The following is a 21,622-nucleotide window of genomic DNA, read 5'->3' as shown; positions in this document are numbered from 1 at the left end:
ATCCGTATCCCAGGCTAACCAGTGTTCGTCTCTTGAGGCCGGGAACAATAAAGGGTATACTAGAAGTAATGAGTCGCACTGTCGGTCAATACTGAATAGTGTATGATGCGGAGGGATTTCAATGATCACTATTAGCGCACTAGCTAACGAGAAAATAAAGGAAATGCTCGCAGCGGAAGAGACGCCGGATATGTTTTTGCGTATCGGGGTTAAGGAGGGCGGCTGCAGCGGCTTTTCTTATGGAATGGGCTTCGACGACGAGGAGAACGATGATGATAAAGTGTTGGAGCTCGATGGTTTGAAAGTAGTCGTTGACAACACAAGCATCAAATATTTGAACGGCCTGGAAATCGACTTCAAGGAGTCGGCTATGGGCGGCGGGTTTACGATCAATAACCCGAATGCGTCTGCTACATGCGGCTGCGGCTCCAGCTTCCGTACGGCTACCGATGCCGGCAAGCCAGCGGCTGCGGGCGAGTGTTAAGACGTAAACAACGTTAACATACCGGCGCGTATCTTTATGGATGGCGACCTCCTTAACGATATTTAGTCTGTGACTAAATCGTTCGGAGGTCGTTTTTGCTGTAAATTTCCTCCTATCGTCGCCGTAAAATGCGGAGTCTATTGATTTACCACAATATGGGATTTGGTTTGTAGCTCTATTTTACTGGGAATTTATTTATATTGGTGGACTAAATGGATTTTCTACAGTTCGTTTTTTGTTTTGTTCGTTAGATAGCCGGATTAGATGGAAAACCTACAGGTAGAATGGGAGTTAGAGATGGGTAGAGTCGATTTGGCCCAAACTAGCTGGATGATTTCCAGTTAGACCTGCAAATTCGTCTGTTCTGGCGTATATACCTACATAAAATCCAGTTAGTTTTGGGGTAAAGGAAGTCGAGATCAATGCGGGTGCGAATGTTCTATATTATACAACAATTGTACCGCAAACCTTTCCCTGTTATGGTGCAATGAACTTGATTCGATTATTCATGCTTATTCGACGAAGCAGAATTACTTTACATCCTTTTTTGCAAGATACTTGTCGCAATTATCGCCACTACAATATATAAAGTGAAAGATGAAACATACGGTGCAAAGTAACTATACGGGCGCGGATAGAAATGGAAGGCGCTAAATACGAATATACATACAGGAACAGGCAGCATCAGCCATGCGCCAATCGTATATAACTTTTTTCGTTTATTTGCTGCTTGCTCTTTTGCCGCGGTTGAAGCGTATAACACCGTAAAAAAGATACAACCTGCTAATTCTACTAAAACTCCTAATCCAACGGGAACCATCGTTTGCCACGTTCGCCATCCCACGATGACAATAACTAAGCCCACTAAAATAATGCCTAAAGAAATGACAGCCCATATGCCGGAAGAGTATATGGTTGATTTTACATCAGGTTTTACATCTGATTTTATTTCAATAGGGATTTCTGTATTCTCTTTTAGCAAGTAATCGGTAGACACCTCGAACAGTTTACTTAATTGCACGATATTATCCGTATCCGGCATGGACTCGCCTAATTCCCATTTTGAAACCGCTTGTCTTGATACGGTCATGTGAGCCGCTAATTGTTCTTGTGACATTCCTTTTTGTTTTCTAAGCTGTTTGATCTTTTCGCCCAACGTCATTTTCAATTCCCCTTATATGGTTTTGTGTGCCTTAATTATAGGTGCTTTCCCGGTAGCAATCCACCAAATCGGCCTTGAACTTCCGCAACCTGCGGTTGCAAGGCCTTATATTTGCACAGAAAATGCGGTTTTTTTAAATTCACTAATTCCTACTAAATTAGTCGGTTATAGCATTACGCTATAACTAGCTATGGTAAATGGGAAATTGAATTATAATGCGTTATCATGTACTGTTTTCAATATGAGTAACACAATCGCATAAGTGGGAATAGGTGTGCCGGATGTAATTCGACGCTTAAAAGGGAAGTCCGGTGTAAGACCGGCGCGGTCCCGCCACTGTAACGTAGGAGTTCAATACGTATGATGTGATGCCACTAGCTATTATTTGCAGGCTGGGAAGGCTGGCGGATTGGGCAATGATTACGGAGCCAGGAGACCTGCCTGTTCTGTCGACACTGCTGGACCTACGGAGGATAGGGAAGTGTTAAAGATGACAGCCACCAAGCGAATGAAGCAAAGTTTAGAAAAAATGGTGGAGGAGAAGCAGCATGGCAAAAGTGAAAAGTAGTGTATTGGGTTATCCGCGCATTGGCGCAGACCGGGAGTGGAAAAAGGCGCTTGAGGCGTTCTGGGCAGGCAAGCTGAATGAAGCAGACTTTACCGCGCAGTTGAAGCAAATTCGCTTACAGCATTTGCAAAAGCAGCGGGCTGCAGGCATTGACCTGATTCCGGTCGGTGACTTTAGTCTATATGATCATATATTGGATACAGCTGCGATGTTTGGGATCGTGCCAAAGCGGTTTTCTTACGAGGGCGGCCAGGTTCCGCTGGCAACCTACTATGCAATTGCCCGGGGTACACAAGGGGCGGCAGCCAGCGAAATGACCAAATGGTTCAATACAAATTATCATTATATCGTACCCGAGCTGCAGGATGCGAACCCGGTATTAACAGAAAACAAGCCGCTTATTGCGTATCGTGAGGCTAAAGATGAGCTTGGGATTGAAGGCAAGCCAGTATTGGTCGGACCGTTAACATTCCTCAAGCTGTCCAAAGGTTATGCAGCCGCCGATCTGGACAGTTGGGTTGACCGATTGCTTCCGCTTTATGGGCAATTGCTGCAGGAGCTGCAGGAGGAAGGCGTTGAATGGGTGCAAATCGATGAGCCGATTGTTGTGCAGTCGGCAGACGAGCAGGATATCGCACGCTTGCAGCGCATCTACGCGGCACTGCATCAGGCTGCGCCGCAAGTGAAAATTATGCTGCAAACGTATTTCGAGGCCGCTGAGCATTACAAAGCTATTGTTAACTTGCCGGTAGCGGGCATCGGTTTAGACTTTGTGCATGGGGGGCAAGGCAATATTGCCTCTTTGGCCGCTCATGGATTTCCGGCAGATAAAACACTAGGTGCCGGCCTGATTGATGGACGCGGAATTTGGCGTGCGGATTTGAATGAAAAGCTTGCTCTGCTGGAGCAAATTAGCCAATTTGTTGCCAAGGAGCGGCTCATTGTGCAGACATCCTGCAGCCTGCTGCATGTGCCGGTAACAACGGCGCGCGAGGCGAAGCTGGCGCCGGAGCTGCTGGGGGCGCTGGCATTTGCCGATGAGAAGCTTGCGGAGCTATCTGCACTTGCTATTGGCGCAGCTGCAGGGCGGGACGCTATTGCGGGCGTTATTGCGAAGCACGAGCAGGCGTTATCTGCATTGAAAAACTCGCCAGAGCGCAACCGGAAAGATATTCAGCAAGCTGTTGACGTCATGCAGTCCGAATCGACAGGCCGCAATCAGCCATTCGCAGAGCGCCATCTTGTGCAGCAGGAAGCCTGGAAGCTGCCGCTGCTGCCGACAACGACCATCGGAAGCTTCCCGCAGTCGCTGGAGGTACGGCAAGCCAGACAAAAATGGCGCAAAGGCGAATGGAGCGCGGAGCAATATCGTTCGTTCATTCGGGAGCAAATCGATATATGGATCGCGCTGCAGCAAGAGATCGGGCTGGATGTCCTCGTGCATGGCGAGTTTGAACGTACCGATATGGTCGAATTTTTCGGCGAGAAGCTGGCCGGGTTCGCTTTTACGCAATATGGCTGGGTACAATCCTACGGCTCGCGCTGCGTGAAGCCTCCGGTTATTTACGGCGATGTTGCCTATAGCGGAGCGATGACGGTAGAGGAAACTGTCTATGCGCAATCATTAACGAAGCAGCCGGTAAAAGGAATGCTGACTGGACCGATTACGATTTTGAACTGGTCGTTTGTCCGCGAGGATATTGGGCGCGAGCAGGTCGCCTATCAGATTGCTTACGCGCTGCGCAAAGAGGTTGAAGCGCTCGAGCAAGCGGGCATCGGGATGATCCAGGTCGACGAGCCTGCGCTTCGCGAAGGTTTGCCGCTCAAGGCGGCGGATCATGCCGCGTATTTGGACTGGGCGGTCAATGCGTTCAAGATGGCTACCTGCACGGTTGCCGATGCAACGCAAATTCATACGCATATGTGCTATTGCGAATTCCACGATATGATCGATGCCATTAAAGCGCTGGATGCAGACGTTATCTCGATCGAGACGTCCCGCAGCCACGGTGAAATGATTCATAGCTTCGAAGAAAATGTTTACGACAAAGGCATCGGGCTTGGCGTCTATGACATTCATAGCCCGCGCATCCCGCCCGTTGCCGAAATGACAGAGATGATCGATCGTGCGCTTAAAGTGCTTGATCCGGCATTGTTCTGGATTAATCCGGACTGCGGCTTGAAGACGCGCGGACGGGCGGAGACGGTCGAATCGCTGCGCAATATGGTTGAGGCGACAAAGCTCGCCAGAGCCAAATATCACTAAGGTCGACGGGGCGCATCTTCCCAATTGCGGGAGGATGCGCTTTTTGTTGCGGCCGAACCTTGTGATATAATAGCGACGAGAAGCGGTGAAGCGGGGGATGGGACGTTGTATCGGATTTTAATTATTGAGGATGATGATAAAATCGGTGAGCTGTTGAAGCAATCACTGAGCAAATACGGCCTTGAGCCGCTGCGGGCGATGCAGATGGATGATTTAAAGAAGGAGGTCATTGAGACAGAGCCGCACCTCATCTTATTGGATATTCATTTGCCGCATTTTGACGGCTATTATTGGTGCCGGCAATTCCGTACTGTGACGAGTGCGCCGATCTTGTTCGTTTCCGCTCGCTCAGGCGAGATGGATCAAGTAATGGCCATCGAGAATGGCGGGGACGATTATATTACGAAGCCGATCCCGCTAGATTTGCTGCTTGCCAAGATCAAGGGGCTGCTGCGCCGGGCATATGGCGAATATGCGGTAATAGCTTCTGCATCGTCAGAGCCTGAGACCGGCGGCCTGAAGCTTCACTTAAGCCAGAGCGAATTGGAGTGGAGCGGGCAAATCGCCCCTCTGACCAAAAACGAATGCCTGCTGGCGGAATGCTTGCTGACGCATGCCGGGCAGGTCGTTTCCCGCGAGCGCCTGCTGGAGACGCTTTGGGATGATGTGCAGTTTGTCGATGACAATACGCTGACAGTTAATGTAACAAGATTGCGGCGGAAATTAGAAGAGCTTGGCCTGCCGGGCGTGATCGAAACGGTAAGAGGGCATGGCTACAAGCTGGTTATCTAGAGGGGCGGAAGGATGAAGCGGGATAAAGGTGAAGGGAGTCGGAGCGTAAAGCCGCTGCAATATTTGCGCGACCGCTTCGCATATATGATTGCTTTTGTTGCAGCACTGCTTTTGTCGGAGACGGTGCTTGTTCTAAGTGTCATGAGGGACCCAGAGTCAATGGAGTGGCCGACCTATCTGTACGCAGGCTTGCTGGCCATCTTCTTTCTATTGATTTGGCTAAGTTATGACTACTCCAAGCAGCGCACTTACTATCAGCAATTAGATGAAGCCAGGCGCCATGTATCCGAGCTGGATGCCGCTATGAGGGTGCGAGCGGGAGTAACGCAAGACCAGCTGGCGGTACAGCAGCTGCTGAAAGCGCAGTATGAAGCGTTCATGGAGGAGCTGGAGGGGCATCACCGGCTGCAGGAGATGCATCAGCATTTTGTGCATCAATGGGTGCATCAGATGAAGACGCCTATCTCGGTTATCGATCTCATTGCCCAGCAGGGGCAGGATCATCTTGCGCGCGACAGCTCCAGCCTGTCGGCGGATTTTGGCAGCATTCGCGAAGAGGCGGAGCGGCTATCGCGCGGGCTGGATTTGATGCTGTATACGGCAAGGCTGGAAAAGTTCGAGCTTGATCTTCATGTGCGCCGCGTTGATTTGCATAAGTTGGCCAGACAAGTGGTCAATACTTATAAGCGGCTCTGTATCAAGCATATGATTTACCCGCATATCGAAGGAGAGGGCCAAGCCGAGACTGATGAGAAGTGGATGACTTTTATTTTGCATCAGCTTGTGGCCAATGCGATCAAATACAGCAAGCTCAAGCCTGGAGCAAAGAAGCTGCTTGTACAGATCAAGCAGCATGAGCAAGGCGAGGTGAGCCTGCTTGTCGCGGATGAAGGCATAGGAATAGCGGAATATGAATTGCCGCGAATTTTCGATCCTTTCTACACCGGGCAAAATGGCCGGCTTGTCGAGGAATCGACAGGAATGGGGCTCTATTTGACAAAGCAAGTATGCAGCAAGCTTGGGCACGAACTGCATGTGCATTCAGTTCCGGATGAAGGGACGACAGTAACGGTGACCTTCGCCGGCAAAAGCTTGCATCGGCAGCAAATGACCTAATGCGGGAGCGCTGCGTCGCAAGGAAGGAGGCGGTAGAAATGCATATGCTGAAAGCAACGGCGCTGAGCAAAACATACACCAGCCGGGGACATGTCACGCACCGGGCGCTGCAGGATGTTAATCTGGAGGTGCTCCCCGGCGAGTTTATCGGTATTATGGGACCCTCGGGCAGCGGCAAGACCACCTTGCTTAATTTACTGGCGACGATCGATAAGCCGACAACGGGAACGATAGAGCTGGGCGGCGTCAACGTCATGTCGTTATCTGAGAAGGAGCTTGCTCTTTTCCGGCGCCAGGAGCTCGGGTTTATTTTTCAGGATTTTAATTTGCTGGACACCTTGTCAATAAAAGAAAATATTGTACTGCCGCTTGTATTGGAAGGGATGGCGGTAAAAGATATTGAGTCGCGGCTGCTTCCTTGCGCCGAGCTGCTGGGAATTTCAGCTTTGCTGGATAAACGAACCTATGAAGTATCGGGCGGCCAGCAGCAGCGCGCGGCAATTGCGAGAGCAATCATTCATCAGCCGTCATTGCTGCTTGCCGACGAACTGACAGGCAATTTGGATTCAAAAGCGGCCAAAGACGTTATGGAATCACTCAAGCTGCTCAATGAGACGAGGCGGGCGACGATTATCATGGTTACACATGATCCTTTTGCGGCAAGCTATTGCCGGCGCATCGTCTTCATTAAGGATGGGAAATTTTTTTCGGAAATTCGCCGCGGCTCGAATCGCCAGCTGTTTTTTCAGCATATTTTGGATGCACTGAGCGTACTGGGAGGCAATTTCGATGACATTCCGATCACTCGCGCTTAGTGCGCTGAAAGGAAACTGGCGGGCGTACAGCGCCTTTTTTTTGAGCAGCGTGTTTGCAGTTTTTATTTTTTACGTATACGGGGCGTTCGTCTACCATCCGGATGTCATTAACGGTCATTTTAGATCTGCCGACAATGTGCGCAAGGCGATGGCGGTCTGTCAAGTCATCGTAGCTGTATTTTCCTTTTTTTTCGTCCTTTATGCCAACGCAGCCTTTCTAAAAACGCGGCAAAAAGAGTTCGGACTGCTGACGTTGTACGGCATGACGCGCAACCAGCTGAGACGGATGATTATGCTGGAAAATACGGTACTTGCAGTTTTGGCGATTATTGTGGGGACTGGAATCGGAATTTTGTTCAGCAAGCTGTTTTTCATGATCATCGCGCTGCTTCTTCATGCGGGCCGGACGCTTGAGTTTGTTGTGCCGCTGCGCGCCGTGCTCCTTACGGCAATCGGTTATATGGCTTTATTCCAGCTGCTGTCAATCTGGTCATGCGCCCGGCTGAAAAAGCTGGAGATCATTGATTTTTTGCGTTCAGCGCAAAAAGCGAGAGTGCTGCCGGGAGCATCCTTGTGGCTGGCGATGCTTGCCCTGCTGTCCCTTTTCGCCTGCTATTCGATGGCCTGGAATTTAAACGGCGATAATTTTATTTTGCTGGTGCTGCCGATAATGGGATTGGTGACAATAGGTTCTTATTTTCTGTTTACGCAAGGCAGCATCATACTGCTTCACTTTTTGCAGCGGAGGAAGCGGATTTACTATAAGCGCACCAATTTAATCATAGTTTCGCAGCTTGTTTATAAATTGCGAGATAATGCGACGATTTTTTTTGTGGTCGCTCTGTTGAGTGCGACCGTGTTGACGGCTTCAGGCACATTTTACGTCGTTTCGGAAACCGGGCAAAAGGAGCTGCTGCAAAATAATCCGCAAACATTCAGCTATTACGAGCGCGGCCTGGACCGGCATGAGGTAGCGGATCCGGCTGTTATCGAATCGATATTTGCAGAGGATGGCAGACAGCTTAGGTATATGCTGGAGACGACAGGAATTAAAATCGATCACCTTACCGCTGCAAATGCAGAACTTTCCGGTAAAAAAGCTTCGGCGGAGTGGATGAAACGCATAGAAAAGTATGCGGCGGCCATCTCCGTGTCTGACTACAATCGAGCAGCGGAGACGGCGGCAATTGCCGCCCCGCTGCAGCTTGAAGCCGGGCAAGCAGTGTTTATAAATCCGTACGGGGGGACGTATACGTCAGCAAGGGAACTGCTAACGCCATTGGAAATGCAGATAAAGGGCAACCGTCTGACGCTGCAGCTGGTCGAAACGCGTTTCAGCCCGGTCATTCAGCCGCTGGGACCGTTTAGCTACGTTCTCGTTATAAACGATGACCAATTTGAACAGCTGCATCAGGCCGTTCCGCTGGAAGAACAATTCCGTATGTACAGCTTTGAGCCTGTCGATTGGACAGCGGCGCAATTAACGGTTGAACGGGCCAAGGATGCGATGTCGTCCAATCACAGCGAGCATATATATACAGACCGTATTGACAGTTACCGGGCGCTGCAGGAGATGACGGTGCTCACTTTATTTGTCGGCTTGTTTATCAGTCTGCTCTGTTTTATCGCTTCCGGCAGTATGCTCTATTTTAAATTGTTTACAGAAATGAAAGACGATGAGGAGCAATTCCGCGCATTGGCAAGAATGGGGATGACATCAGGGGAAATTGGGCGGATCGTTGGGGTACAGATCGGCATCCTGTTCTATGTACCGATTTTGCTTGGTTTCGTGCATACCTTTTTTGCTATGAAATCACTAAGCAATTTTATCGGTTCAAGCACACTGAAATATACAGCGGTAGTAACATTTATTTATTTGCTGCTGCAGACACTCTATTTCCTAATCACCTTTGCTGCATACAATAAACGGATGAAACAAACCATCGCGCCGATATGAAAAATAAGGCGTTTGATGGTTTTTGCTTTTTAACGCTAATAACGGACGATCATCCAAGAGATAACTGTCTCTCAGACATATGCTATCTATGTAGAATCAGTTTGAAAGGAGAAAGCCATATGGATGGAAGACAGTTGGCAAGCAAGTGGGCAAAAACAGAAGCGTTGCTGTCACAAGAGAGAGTCGCTCCGCATATTCCACCAACAAGGATGTTCAACTCATTCAATTTGCGCAAGATGTTGAATACGCATAGAATGGTTGTCGTAAAGCCGGTCAGGGGGGCCGGCGGACACGGCGTTATTAAGGTAACCAAGGAAGGAAGCGGCTATGCTCATACCTACTATGCACAGAAGAAGCATTTCTCTTCCTTTAACGGATTGTACAAATCGTTGAATAGATTGCGCAAAGGGAAAAGCTATATCATTCAAAAAGGCATTCATTTGGCGACTATTGACGGCCGGCCGATTGATTATCGGGTCAAATATGTAAAAAAAGAAGATGGGAAATGGAAAATAAGGGCGATCGTCGGCCGGCTTGCCCGTCCGGGCTTATTCGTTACCAATCTGAGCCGCGGAGGTACAATGATGGCGGGGTCAGAGGGCATCCGCCGCTCCTTCTCACCGAAAGCCGTAACAAGTAAAAAACGCGAAATGCGCGAGCTGACACGGCTGTCGACTCAGGTGCTGGAAGGGCGTTATCCCGGCATTGGGCAGCTCGGATTCGACTTTGGCATTGACAACAGCGGAAAGATATGGATCTTTGAAGTTAATACAAGACCACAATAAAGGAACGGGCTGGCTATTAAGTGTGTCAAATCGACGAATAGCGAGCCCGTTTATTTGCAGAATGTTGGAAAATAAGGCGATGACCGCCGAAATTTCAAGCTTAATGACGTTTAATATATTTGGTTGATAGGTTTATAGACAATCATTAAAGTTTTTTATTGCACACGCTCGAGCCAGGGCTGTGTATAACCCTATCCACATTATCCTCATTGATATTACTGTTTATTTGCTATTTACCCACAACATACACACATGCTGTCCACAAAGGGTTGTGGATAATCGGAACGCTTGTTCTCTATTAAGAGAGATGATAAGATGAACTAGGAAGAAATAGGAAAGGGGTGTGAACGATGGAGATGCTGTCTGACGAGCAGCTAGTTGATGCTTATCATGCTGCCTTACAATTCAAATTGGAGTCTGATTTCATTCAACTGCTTGCAATTGAAATAGAGCGCAGGCAGATCAACCCTGACAATTACCGGTACTCTGCATAAGTTTTTATGTTTTCCCGGTATGAGGCAACAAGATGCACACTAACCTACCTTTTAAGCAGTCTTTAACCTTTCTTTTTGAGTTAGCACTCCAGACATTTACTATATGCCGTTCATGATGATTCACTTATTCGTTTCCACTTTACTGGAGGCGACTCCGATTGCAAGCTGGTCTTATGGAGTTACTGGACGGTCCGGCAGCTATGAGTTTATTTCCACTCCATTCGCAGATGGAACATCATATAACATAAATAGGGTATCCTTTTCTTATGCTGTATGGCTGCAGCCACGCGCTTGGAGATAAGGATACCCTGTTTTTCTAATGAACTTAAAGCTTCATATTGCTGCTGTGGCCAGGCGATAATTTCGCTGTTGGATCGATATACACTTTGGCGTTATTGATGGCGGTAGGCGCTTCGCCGAAACCGACAGCGATCAGCTTCAGCTTGCCGGGATATGTCGTAATGTCGCCTGCGGCAAAAATACCGGGAATATTCGTCTCCATTCGCGAATCGACGACAATTGATCCGTTCTCAATATGAAGCCCCCATTCGGATATCGGGCCCAGAGAAGAGACGAAGCCGAAGTTAACGATAACCGCATCGACAGGAATTTCGGTTTCCTCCATCGATTTGGCGTGCTGCAAGGTCACTTTTTCGATGTGCTGATCGCCATGCAGCTTCGTAATTTCATAAGGCGTCATTATTTTAACGGCAGAATTGTGCAGCTGCTCGACACTGTGCTCATGAGCGCGGAAACGGTCGCGGCGATGGACAAGCGTAACGCTTGCCGCAATGGGCTCCAGCATAAGCGACCAGTCCACGGCGGAATCTCCGCCCCCGGTAATTAATACATGCAGCCCTTTGAATTGCTGAAGATCGTTAACAAAGTAATGCAAATTGATTTTTTCGAATTTGGCCGCTTCCGGCAGATCGAGCCGCCGCGGTGCGAAGGCGCCGACGCCAGCTGTAATAATGACTGATTTTGCATAGTGCGTCGTCTTATCGGTAATAATCGAGAAGGAACGCTCGCCGAGCTTCTTCACCTCAACTACTTTTTCTTCCAGACAAATTGTGGATTTAAACAGCTGCATTTGTTTTTTTAACTGCTCCACAAGCTCTTGGGCCGTCACTTTCGGAAAGCCTGCGACATCATATATATATTTCTCAGGATAAAGCGCGGCTAACTGTCCGCCGAGCTGGGGCATACTTTCGATTATTTTGACTGAAGCCTGACGCATACCTGCGTAAAAAGCGGCAAACATGCCGGCAGGACCTCCACCGATAATGACAATATCATCCATTGCTTCTTCTGCTTGTACGTTGGACACGAGTGCACCTCCGAATTAAAAAATTATTGTAGTCCATAAAGACTATTATAGCTTTTTGCGTCGTCATAAGGAAATAAAATTGTACGTTATTCTAAAGTTTTTCGTATATTTTACCCTTGAACTTTCAACGAAAAATTTGTATTATGTGAGATATTAAAGCATAGTCTGTCGATTATGCAACAATTTCGGCTATATTATGGTGAGTTTTTAGCGCAGCTTGATTCCCGCGCATAAAGACTGCATCCTTAATTATAAACAGAAAAATAGACTTATTGTTTTCGATTGTGTAATTTTTCACACAGTCAAACGAATAGGAATGGATGGGATTCTGCGATGAGCAACATACCAAAGATTGTCATACTGGGAGCTGGCTACGGGGGGATTTTGACTGCCCTGCGCCTGCAAAAAGAGCTAAATTACAACGAAGCTGATGTAACGCTTGTAAATAAGCATGACTATCATTATATTACAACACATTTGCATATGCCGGCAGCCGGTACAGATAAAGCGGAGAATGCTCGCGTAAGCATCTCTAAATTAATCGATGAATTTAAAATTGATTTCGTGAAATCTACTGTAGTGCAAATTCGAACGCAAGACAAGAAGGTCATTTTGGAGGATGGCACCTTGTCTTACGACTATTTGGTCATCGGCGTCGGCGGCGAACCGGAAACATTCGGAATTCCGGGCATGCTGGATTATGCCATGAACATCCGCAGCATCAACTCCGTACGGCTCATTCGCGAACATATCGAGTATCAATTTGCCCGTTATAAGCGCGAGCCGCATCGGACCGATTATTTGACCTTCGTCGTAGGGGGCGCCGGATTTACAGGCATTGAATTTGTAGGCGAGCTTGCCGACCGCATTCCTGAATTGTGCAAGCAATTCGATGTCGATCCGCAGCTAGTAAAGCTCTATAATATAGAAGCGGCGCCAACAGCGCTTCCAGGCTTTGATCCTGAGCTTGTCGAGTACGCTATGGAGGTTCTTACTAAGAAGGGGGTTACATTCCGTATCGGTACAGCGATTAAAGAATGCACCCCTGATGGCGTTATTGTGGGCGAAGGCGAAGAGATCCGCGCCGCGACTGTCATTTGGGCGGCAGGCGTCAGAGGCAACCGTCTGGTGGAGGAAGCCGGAATTGAAACGATGCGCGGCCGTGTAAAAATTGACGAATTTTTGCGTGTGCCCGGACATGAGAATATTTATGTCGTCGGGGACAACTCGCTTATGTTCAACCCGGAGGGCAAGCCATACCCGCCTACAGCGCAAATCGCGATGCAGCAAGGCGTTGTATGTGCGCATAATCTGGTAGCGGCAATCCGCAATCAACCGCCTAAAGTATTCGAATTTAAAAATAAAGGTACAGTCGCATCTCTCGGCAAAGGCGAGGCAGTCGGAATCGCGTTCGGCAAAAAGTATAAAGGCAGCTCGGCAGCTTGGTTGAAAAAGCTGATCGATCTTCGTTATTTGTTCATTATTGGCGGCATTCCGCTGGTGCTGCGCAAAGGGAAGTTTTTCTGATGCGGCATTGCAGTGTACAAGTGAGAGGACTGCTGACGCGCGACGAGCTGGACCGCTATAATGCTTTAATGGAAGTCGGCTCTTATCTGGAAGCGGAAAACCGCCATGATCTGGCGTACACGATACAAAAAGAGGTCGATATCCTCATCTTGCCGGCAATCGAGCGGTTAAAGGAGAAGAGCCGCGAGCGCGACCGGCAGACTGAAGCTTATCTGGAAGCCAAACGTTTGCTGGAACAAGAAAACGAATAATAGAAAGCAAGCTCCGCTAATCAGTTGTACTGTGTGCGGAGCTTGCTTTTCATTTTTTGCGGATTTCGTTCCGCGGCTAATCGCCCTAGATTACAACGCAAATAAAGCATCGACCTTGTCGCCTGTCAGCAGATTGCCGATATAAAAATCGCCAAATTCGCCATAGCGTGCGCTCACTTCGTCAAAGCGCATTTCGTATACAAGCTTTTTAAATTGCAGCGCATCGTCTGCGAACAGCGTAACGCCCCACTCCCACATGTCAAAGCCGACGGAGCCGGTAATAATTTGTTTTACCTTGCCGGCATATTTGCGGCCGATCATGCCGTGGCTGCGCATTAACGAACGGCGCTCATCCATGCTGAGCATATACCAGTTGTCGTTGCCTTCACGGCGCTTGTTCATCGGATAGAAGCAAATATGGCCTGCTTTCGGCAGACGCGGCTTGAGGCGTGCCAAAATGTCCGGATTTTGCATCGGATCAGTGCCTGGAGGCGCCATGTAATTGCTAAGCTCAACAATGCTGACATAGGAATAGACGGGAATTGTAAATCCGGCAAAAGCGGTTTTATTAAATGCTGTTTCGATGGCATTCAATTCCTCCAGCGATTCGCGCAGGTGCATCGTAACAAAATCAGCCTTCTGCCCTACGACCGAATAGACAGCAGTACTGCCGATGCCTGCATCTTCAATTGCCTGCCAATCATGCAAAAAGGCGCGAAGCTCGTCCAGCGCTGCATTGCGTGTATGTTCATCTGCCGCTCTCCAGGCTTTCCAGTCGATCAACCGGAAATCATGAAGGGCATACCAGCCTTCTAAAGTTTGTGCTGCTTCACTCATAGATCTGTCGCTCCTTTGATCAAGGGACAAAGGCCCTTATTTTTGTAAATAGTGTGCTCCAATTGACGATTATTCTCATTGTAACTTACGCATGCGAGCAAGAGCAAATGACGGACTTGTGACAGTTAATTTGGTGAATTGACTTCCTTCCCGCCATCTACTAAACTATTCGTAGCGAAAGGGGAAAATAGACGATGAATACGGATGTTGACATCCTGCAGCTCGTAATTGCGACTGTATTATTTTTTGTGATGATGTTTGGAATCGGGTTTATTTTAAATATGCTGCTCAAGACGACCTGGTTTCCGATATACTTATTTATATTTGTGCTGCTGCCGGTTTTCATATGGCAAACCTGGGACAAGGACCGCACCTTCATCGGCAATTTTACCGCTTTTACCTTCGTCGATATTTTACCGGCGGTCGGAGCGCTTGTCGGCGCTTATGTAAGCGGTGCGACTATTCGGGCTTTGCGCCGCGGCGGATACAAAATGTTCTAAACATGAAGCTGAAAATTCCTCCTGATGGGGGAATTTTCTTTTTTACGAGAGAGGGTCAAAGTATGTTAAAATAGTAGAAAGTATTTTGGGATGGAGTGTCAGCAAGATGCGGATCGGTCATTTGCATCAATTTACAGAGCATCATCGTTATTATATTTTTCGCGATTTTTCATTAAGTGCAGTAGACCGCAAAATGATCAGCCTTATTTACCAGCCGATGATCGGTGCCTTTGCCGCAAGCTTGTACCATTATTTATATCAGCAAATCGCAGACGATTATTTGGGCTATTCTCCATTGGAGGCGCAGCGTAAACTGCTGCTTGGCCTCGGACTTGAGATGCATGAGAGGGATCGGCAGGAGCTGATAGACAATGCTTCCAGACTGGAGGCGGTGGGCTTGCTGCAGACTTCACGGCTTGGCGTGCCGGATAGCGACGATTTTGTTTATGAATACGAGCTGGTAAAGCCGCTGTCGCCGGAGGAGTTTTTCCGCAATCCGCATTTGATGCTGCTGCTTCGCGATAAAGTAGGCAAATATGCGGTTATTTCCTTGCGCGAATCCTTTTACGCCAAGGAAGCCGACGAGCTGGCGGGAGCCGAGCTGCAGCGCGATAATATTACAGTGCCGTTCTATGAGCTTTTCCGTCTGAATGCCCAGTCTGTCGATACAGAGCTGGAGCAGGCACTGGCGGAAGTGGCACCGGCGCGCAATGTCGCGCATACGCCGCCGCTTGAGACGGCTGGCATTCAATATGGAGAGGTGATCAGCCGCTTTCCCCGCAACTCGGCCAATCGCAAATTTGTAGAGCGGCTGCGCGGCGATGACAATCAGATGGCGCAATTGAATTATGTCGCCTACAAATATAATCTAGCTGTAATAGATTTATGCCGCTTGCTGGATGAGGACGGCGTTTTTAATCCGCGCGGAGAGCTGATGGTGGATGAGCTGCAGCTGCGTGCCAGCCAGATGTATCGTCAGGACCGCAAGCGTGAAGGGGAGCGCCAGCGGATGATGGCCAGATCGGCTGCCGCTTCCGAAAGTGGCGGCAATGAGACGGCGGAATTGGACGAGCCGCCTGAGGAAATGGCGGTGGCTTCGGAATACTATCTGGATGTTCCGGGGCAGCTGGCGGACAGATGCGATATTCATCAATATAATATGTTAATGCGCAACGAGCCGCATACGCGCTTTCTGGCCCGTTTTTTTCCTGGCGCAGTACCGGAGTGGATCATTCGCGTATTTGAAGTGATCGATCTGAATTACCGGCTGAACGGCTCGGTAATTAATGTGCTGATTCATTATGTATTGGGCATGAATGATGCCCAGCGGATTAATAAAACTTACATAGACGCCGTTGCTTCCAATATGCTGGTGAAGCAAGTAGATTCTTTTGAAAAAGCGGTTCAATATGTACGGGAACAAGTTCGTCTGGAGCAGGAGCGGGAAATGCGGCAGCACAGCGGCGGTGCGGCATCTGCCGGAACAGTGCCTCGTCCCGGGGGAACCAGCCGGGCGCGCGGGCGCAAGCCTTCAATGGCCATTGTGCAGGACGCGGTTTTGGAAGAAACGATATCGCAGGAGGAACTGGAGGAAATGCGGCGCCTCGCCCGCAAGCTGGACGGCAACAAGTAATAGATGAAGGAGGGCGAGAGGTATGACGATGGAATCGCTCGGCAATTTGATCAAACAATGGCCAGCCGGCAAAAATGCGCTTCAGGAGGCGGGGCGGCTCATGCAAGAGGTATTGGCCGACCCGATCGTCCAGCAGTTTTGGGCCGAGCATCCTGAGCTTGACCGCGATATGCTTCGGGTTAATTTAAACCGTATTTACCAGTACGCCAAGGAACAGCGCAATTGCGCAAACTGTCCGGGACTGGACAATTGCCCGAACGATTTTGAAGGCCATTATACGATACTTTCCTGCGAGCAGATAGGAGAGGATATTCAGCTGCAGGATCGCAAAGCCGCCTGCCATAAATTAATTGCGCGCCAGAGCGAGAATCAAATCCGCAGCCGGGTGCGCAGCTTTTATGTAGACGAGCGGGCATTATTGCAAGGCTATTCGGCAGATGAAATATTGACCAATGATCTTAAAAGAAGCAAAGCGGTCATGCAAGTGCTGCAATATATAGATCGAACCAAGGAGCAGGGGCTGCAAACAAAAGGGATATATTTGGCCGGTTCCTTCGGTACAGGAAAAACCTTTTTAATGTGTTATATGCTGCATGAGCTCGCGAAGTCGGGATATACCGGAGCCATCGTTTACATGCCGGAGTTTGTCGAGGATTTGAAGGCGTTAATGCATGAGCCGGGGAAATTGAAGGAAACGGTCGAATTGATGAAGGAAACCGATCTGCTCGTTTTTGACGATATCGGGGCCGAAAATTTGAACCCATGGGTCAGAGATCATGTCATGGGCGCGATACTCAATTACCGGATGAATCGCAAGCCGACCTTTTATACATCGAATTATAATTTGGACATGCTGGAGAGGCACTTCAGCTTCACAAACAAAGACGGGGATGAACTGCATAAGGGACAGCGGCTAATGGACCGGGTCCGCCACTATGTGGAGGTAGTCCATGTAACAGGCCATAACAAGCGCGGCCGATAAAACTGTATGCACAAAATAAGGTATCGCAGGTCCGCTTAGCCGCTCGGATCCGGGATGCAAACAAAAAGACACCGGCCGGCGGTTGACGGTCGGTGTCTATGTCGCCAAGGACGGCGCCAGCCGTTTCTTCTTAGGCTGTTCTTTAGGAAATCACAAACTTGATAATGACCGCAGCTGCGAATACGATAAACATAAATCCAAAGAAACCGGCAAAACCGAAAGCGACATCAAAAAAGTCGTTGCGCGGTTCCTCGTTGACGTGCTCGCGGGGGTCTCTAACATTTTCCATTTGTATAACTTCCTCCTCGGGCGCATTTTGCTCATCTTAGTATACCCAAGATCATGAATAAATGTAAAGCTTCCTTCGTGACAATTATGGTACAATAATTCACAAACTGTTCAAACGGTGTTTGGGAGGAGAAAGAATGAAAGAGAATGAAGCGGCCGAACTGATTCGCAGCAAGCTTGCGCTGCTTCCAGATCAGCCCGGCTGTTATTTGATGAAAAACGCAGATGGCACCGTTATTTATGTCGGCAAGGCAAAAGTATTGAAAAATCGGGTGCGCTCGTACTTTAACGGCAGTCATAACGGCAAAACGCAGCGGTTAGTCGCTGAAATCCGCGATTTTGAATATATTGTCACCGCAAGCAATATGGAAGCTTTAATACTGGAATGCAATTTAATTAAGCAGTATCATCCTCGTTACAATGTGCTGCTTAAAGATGACAAAACCTTTCCTTATATAAAAATTACAAGCGACAAACATCCGAAGCTAGAGGTAACGCGGCGGATCGTCAAGGACCGCGGCAAATATTTCGGGCCTTATCCGAATGCCTTTGCGGCGCAGCAGACGAAAAAACTGCTCGATCGGCTCTATCCGCTGCGCAAATGCAAAACATTGCCGGATAAAGTATGTCTCTATTATCATATCGGCCAGTGTATAGCTCCTTGTGAGCTGGAAATTGCTCCCGGCACATACGAAGCGATGGTCCAGGAAATTACGAAGTTTTTGAATGGCGGTCATGAAGAGGTGCGGCGCAATTTGCAGCAAAAGATGGAGGCTGCCGCCGAGAAGCTGGAATTTGAACGGGCGAAAGAATTCCGCGATCAAATACAGGCGATCGATGCCATTATGGAAAAGCAGAAAATTACGTTGTCTGACGCTATGGATCGCGACGTCTTCGGCTTCGCAACCGAAAAAGGCTGGATGTGTGTGCAAATTATGTATATGCGCCAAGGCAAGCTGATTGAGCGCCGGGCAACGAGTTTCCCCTATTACGGGGAAGCTTATGACGATTTTATCACCTTTGTAACGCAATATTACAGCGAAAACCCTGCTCTTCCAAAAGAAATTCTGCTGCCTGCTCCGCCTGAGGCTGTGACGGAAGAGGGAGCAAATAACGACAGCGCGCCGGCAGCGGCGAATACGGCCGAAGACGTGCGCGCAGCGCTGGCGGACTGGTTGAAGGTGAAGGTATTTATGCCTCGCCGCGGCCAGAAGCGGGAAGTCATCGCCATGGCCAATCAAAATGCGCATATGGCGCTGGAGGAAAAGTTCAGACTGATTGAACGCGACGAACAGCGGACTCTGGTCGCAGCACAAGGGCTGGCGGAAGTGCTGGGGATGGCAACGGTCGGCCGGATCGAGGCCTTTGACAACTCCAATATTCAGGGGACTGACCCGGTGTCGGCGATGGTGGTCTTTACAGATGGCAAGCCGGATAAAAAGGAGTACCGCAAATATAAGGTGAAGACGGTACAAGGGCCGGACGACTATGAGACGATGCGGGAGGTCATCCGCAGGCGCTATGAACGAGTCTTGAAGGAAGGCTTGCAGCTTCCCGATCTGATCATCGTCGATGGCGGACGGGGGCAAATCTCCGCTGCCCTGGACGTGCTGGAAAATGAGCTGGGCCTATATTTGCCGGTATGCGGGCTTGTGAAGGATGCCAAGCACAAAACGGCGCAGCTGATGGTTGGCGACCCGCCGGAAATTGTGCCTCTTGCCCGCGACAGCCAGGAGTTTTATTTGCTGCAGCGCATTCAGGACGAGGTACACCGGTTTGCGATTACGTTTCATCGCGAGCAGCGAGGCAAGTCGATGGTGGCTTCGCGTCTTGACGCTATCCCGGGTATTGGCGAAAAGCGGCGCAAGCTGCTGCTCAAGCATTTTGGATCGATCAAAAAAATGAAAGAAGCAGCTGTCGAAGATTTCCGCCCGCTATCCATTGGCGAAAAGCTGGCTGCTCAAATCATTGCCGCTTTGAATGAAGAGGCGTAAAAAGCAAAAAGCCGTTCTTGCATCCATCAAGAAACGGCTTTTTGCTTTATTTCATGAAGCTGTCGGCGTCCTCATTTCCCTGCGGGATGACCAGAAGCGCAGCAGGGCGGCAATTGGAATCGGCAGCAGAATATAAAGGATGCCCATTGCGATATTGCCTGCTGACCCGAGAAACATAAGCGACATTGCCATCATCAAGCTGTCGAAGATCGCATGTGCGAAGATGACCGTCGCCAATCCAAAGCGTAGAAACAAGTAACAAAACAGTAAACCGATCAACGTTAGTTCGAATAAGCGGGTCGTCGCCGGGAAAATCGGATAGGTGACGTGCCCCAAGGCCCAAATGATGGTCGGAATTAGCGAGGCGACGAAGGTGTTGCGAAACCATTTTTTCATAAGGGCTATGCCAAAGAAGCGATAGACCGCCTCCTCAGAAATAGCGGCGCACCATGCCAGCAGCGGAAAGATCAACGGCGATGCAAAATTGTAAGGCGATTGCGCGACATCTGTAGTCGACCAGGCGCCCGTAGATTTTTCCAAAACCATTAGGATGACCGTTTGAGCGCCGAGCAAAATAAAGGCGCACAAGTAGCCGAGCCACATACTTTTCCAGATATGATCTCCATATCCCCGTTCTTTGCTGCGCAGCCATAAATTGCGTCCCATGGAACGCCAGAGCCCATCGCCGGCTACAAGCGAGAAATATACGGAAAGTGCCATAACCGCTGTAATGGCGCAAGTTACGAGCGTAGCGACAATCGCAAATACGGCGGCATCAGGCTCTTCCCCGAAGGTGGCAATTATGCCGTCCAACATGTTGAAATTGTTGACTAGATAAAAGAGCAAAAACACGCCGGCCAGCAGCAGGCCTCTGACAAATGAGGTATGCTTGCGGTAAAGTGCCGCATAAATTATGGCCAGAACGAACAAGACAAAAGAAAGCAGCAGACTGCCGATCAACGAAATGGTCGCTGCAAGCTTCGATTGCTCGTTGACATAGCTTTCGTAGTCAGCCGGCACGACGAACGCCGGTTTATAGCCGGAAATGTATAATTGGCCGTCCTCTGTTTGATTGACGCGAATCGTTAAACGCAGGGCAGCGTCTTTGACCTTCTCGCCCGTTACCAGCAATTTCACGACGCCGGGAGCTGCAGCGCCGTCCTCCACAGTTAGCCTGTCGGCCGCATAGCCTTGGCTTGCAGCGAAAGTAAGCGCCGCTTCCAGGGGCTTAGGGGAGGCGGAGGAGACAGCGTCCACCTGATTCCAGGCAACAACACTGCCGGTTTCCATATGAACATACATAAATAAATGACTTTTATCCGGCAGCGTGGCAGAAACCTGGAAAGTATCGGTAGGGAGCTTGGCTCCGTATTTTTTGTCATAGGCCTCAACTTGCTTTTCCTTTGACAAATAACCGTATAACAAGCTGTTCGATTGGTGGACGGCGTGAACGGCCGTAGGCTTCTGCTTGAATTGCTCCTCGGCAAAGCTGACAGCTGCCTGCTCTGCTGCCGCTTTGCTGATTACCTTCGCCGCTTCATTTTTGAAAAATGTATCTGCCGTTGCCGGAATCACTTGCACCACAACATAGATCGCGGCGCAGACGGCTGCAAACCAAGTGAATAATTTCCAGTTAGGCTGCAGTTCGGGCTTTTGAATGGACAAAAGATTCACCTCTTCATGTAGGGATACGTCATTGGCTGCGAATATATACTAGTACCATATCATAACTGCTCTGTTTTTTTCCATGTAACCGGTTATTTCGTCATGCGGAAGAGAAAAAAGGATGAAAAGCATCGTGCGATATTGATTTTATGTCCCCATTAAGGTAAATTGCCCTTTTT

Annotated in this window: 19 protein-coding genes and 1 riboswitch; of the genes, 14 read left to right on the top strand and 5 right to left on the bottom strand. The window is 49.0% G+C overall.

Annotation, left to right across the window (positions count from 1 at the left end; genetic code table 11):
• Nucleotides 1-121 precede the first annotated feature (121 nt).
• Nucleotides 122-484 (top strand): iron-sulfur cluster insertion protein ErpA, encoded by a 363-nt coding sequence (gene erpA / locus ACFQ0N_RS25200; protein WP_379331518.1) that lies wholly within the window; start codon nt 122-124, stop codon nt 482-484.
• A gap of 535 nt (nt 485-1,019) precedes the next feature.
• Here erpA and ACFQ0N_RS25195 read toward each other — a convergent pair.
• Complete coding sequence (locus ACFQ0N_RS25195; RefSeq protein WP_379331515.1) at nt 1,020-1,646, bottom strand: helix-turn-helix domain-containing protein; 627 nt, start codon at nt 1,644-1,646, stop codon at nt 1,020-1,022.
• 253 nt (nt 1,647-1,899) lie between these two features.
• Nucleotides 1,900-2,105, top strand: a riboswitch (cobalamin riboswitch).
• An 89-nt stretch (nt 2,106-2,194) separates the two neighbouring features.
• Between ACFQ0N_RS25195 and metE the strand changes: the two genes are divergently transcribed.
• The 7 genes from metE to sda all read left to right on the top strand — a co-directional run bounded on the left by metE (nt 2,195) and on the right by sda (nt 10,439).
• Nucleotides 2,195-4,480 (top strand): 5-methyltetrahydropteroyltriglutamate--homocysteine S-methyltransferase, encoded by a 2,286-nt coding sequence (gene metE / locus ACFQ0N_RS25190; RefSeq protein ID WP_379331513.1) that lies wholly within the window; start codon nt 2,195-2,197, stop codon nt 4,478-4,480.
• A gap of 105 nt (nt 4,481-4,585) precedes the next feature.
• Nucleotides 4,586-5,272, top strand: coding sequence for a response regulator transcription factor (locus ACFQ0N_RS25185; protein WP_379331511.1), 687 nt, complete (start codon nt 4,586-4,588; stop codon nt 5,270-5,272).
• Nucleotides 5,273-5,284: 12 nt separating this feature from the next.
• Entirely contained in the window at nt 5,285-6,388 is a 1,104-nt protein-coding gene (locus ACFQ0N_RS25180) for a sensor histidine kinase (RefSeq protein WP_379331508.1), read from the top strand.
• 38 nt (nt 6,389-6,426) lie between these two features.
• The gene (locus ACFQ0N_RS25175) at nt 6,427-7,203 is read left to right on the top strand and encodes an ABC transporter ATP-binding protein (protein WP_379331506.1); all 777 of its coding nucleotides are present in this window, start codon (nt 6,427-6,429) and stop codon (nt 7,201-7,203) included.
• Nucleotides 7,178-9,160 (top strand): ABC transporter permease, encoded by a 1,983-nt coding sequence (locus ACFQ0N_RS25170; protein ID WP_379331503.1) that lies wholly within the window; start codon nt 7,178-7,180, stop codon nt 9,158-9,160. Before ACFQ0N_RS25175 ends, ACFQ0N_RS25170 begins: the two co-directional genes overlap by 26 nt.
• A gap of 119 nt (nt 9,161-9,279) precedes the next feature.
• On the top strand, nt 9,280-9,945 hold the full coding sequence (locus ACFQ0N_RS25165; RefSeq protein WP_379331501.1) for a YheC/YheD family protein: 666 nt from the start codon (nt 9,280-9,282) through the stop codon (nt 9,943-9,945).
• A 350-nt stretch (nt 9,946-10,295) separates the two neighbouring features.
• Nucleotides 10,296-10,439 carry a sporulation histidine kinase inhibitor Sda gene (gene sda / locus ACFQ0N_RS25160; RefSeq protein WP_379331499.1) on the top strand — a complete coding sequence of 48 codons (144 nt, stop codon included), beginning with the start codon at nt 10,296-10,298 and terminating at the stop codon, nt 10,437-10,439.
• Between the two features lie 325 nt (nt 10,440-10,764).
• On the opposite strand, the gene ACFQ0N_RS25155 is transcribed toward sda, so the two are convergent.
• Nucleotides 10,765-11,739: an NAD(P)/FAD-dependent oxidoreductase gene (locus ACFQ0N_RS25155; RefSeq protein ID WP_379331828.1), complete on the bottom strand. Its 975-nt coding sequence runs from the start codon at nt 11,737-11,739 to the stop codon at nt 10,765-10,767.
• A 360-nt stretch (nt 11,740-12,099) separates the two neighbouring features.
• On the opposite strand from ACFQ0N_RS25155, the gene ACFQ0N_RS25150 reads away from it, so the two are divergent.
• Complete coding sequence (locus tag ACFQ0N_RS25150; protein ID WP_379331497.1) at nt 12,100-13,293, top strand: NAD(P)/FAD-dependent oxidoreductase; 1,194 nt, start codon at nt 12,100-12,102, stop codon at nt 13,291-13,293.
• Nucleotides 13,293-13,544, top strand: coding sequence for a hypothetical protein (locus ACFQ0N_RS25145; protein ID WP_379331495.1), 252 nt, complete (start codon nt 13,293-13,295; stop codon nt 13,542-13,544). Before ACFQ0N_RS25150 ends, ACFQ0N_RS25145 begins: the two co-directional genes overlap by 1 nt.
• A 90-nt stretch (nt 13,545-13,634) precedes the next feature.
• Here ACFQ0N_RS25145 and hemQ read toward each other — a convergent pair whose 3' ends face one another.
• On the bottom strand, nt 13,635-14,381 hold the full coding sequence (hemQ, locus tag ACFQ0N_RS25140) for a hydrogen peroxide-dependent heme synthase (protein ID WP_379331493.1): 747 nt from the start codon (nt 14,379-14,381) through the stop codon (nt 13,635-13,637).
• A gap of 194 nt (nt 14,382-14,575) precedes the next feature.
• Between hemQ and ACFQ0N_RS25135 the strand changes: the two genes are divergently transcribed.
• The 3 genes from ACFQ0N_RS25135 to dnaI all read left to right on the top strand — a co-directional run bounded on the left by ACFQ0N_RS25135 (nt 14,576) and on the right by dnaI (nt 17,496).
• On the top strand, nt 14,576-14,881 hold the full coding sequence (locus ACFQ0N_RS25135) for a YuiB family protein (protein ID WP_379331491.1): 306 nt from the start codon (nt 14,576-14,578) through the stop codon (nt 14,879-14,881).
• Between the two features lie 106 nt (nt 14,882-14,987).
• Nucleotides 14,988-16,514, top strand: a complete 1,527-nt coding sequence (locus ACFQ0N_RS25130) for a replication initiation and membrane attachment family protein (protein ID WP_379331489.1) — start codon at nt 14,988-14,990, stop codon at nt 16,512-16,514.
• Between the two features lie 28 nt (nt 16,515-16,542).
• On the top strand, nt 16,543-17,496 hold the full coding sequence (gene dnaI / locus ACFQ0N_RS25125) for a primosomal protein DnaI (protein ID WP_379331826.1): 954 nt from the start codon (nt 16,543-16,545) through the stop codon (nt 17,494-17,496).
• A gap of 142 nt (nt 17,497-17,638) precedes the next feature.
• Here dnaI and ACFQ0N_RS25120 read toward each other — a convergent pair whose 3' ends face one another.
• Nucleotides 17,639-17,785 carry a YqzM family protein gene (locus ACFQ0N_RS25120; RefSeq protein WP_379331487.1) on the bottom strand — a complete coding sequence of 49 codons (147 nt, stop codon included), beginning with the start codon at nt 17,783-17,785 and terminating at the stop codon, nt 17,639-17,641.
• A gap of 136 nt (nt 17,786-17,921) precedes the next feature.
• Between ACFQ0N_RS25120 and uvrC the strand changes: the two genes are divergently transcribed.
• Nucleotides 17,922-19,778: an excinuclease ABC subunit UvrC gene (gene uvrC / locus ACFQ0N_RS25115; RefSeq protein ID WP_379331485.1), complete on the top strand. Its 1,857-nt coding sequence runs from the start codon at nt 17,922-17,924 to the stop codon at nt 19,776-19,778.
• Between the two features lie 51 nt (nt 19,779-19,829).
• Here the strand turns inward: uvrC and ACFQ0N_RS25110 are convergent, their stop codons facing one another.
• Nucleotides 19,830-21,443 (bottom strand): CPBP family intramembrane glutamic endopeptidase, encoded by a 1,614-nt coding sequence (locus tag ACFQ0N_RS25110; protein ID WP_379331482.1) that lies wholly within the window; start codon nt 21,441-21,443, stop codon nt 19,830-19,832.
• Nucleotides 21,444-21,622 lie beyond the last annotated feature (179 nt).

Origin of the sequence: Paenibacillus sp. GCM10027626, assembly GCF_042676285.1 — a bacterium.
Taxonomy (GTDB): Bacteria; Bacillota; Bacilli; order Paenibacillales; family Paenibacillaceae; genus Paenibacillus_Z.
This window is presented reverse-complemented; position numbering and strand designations above follow the sequence as displayed.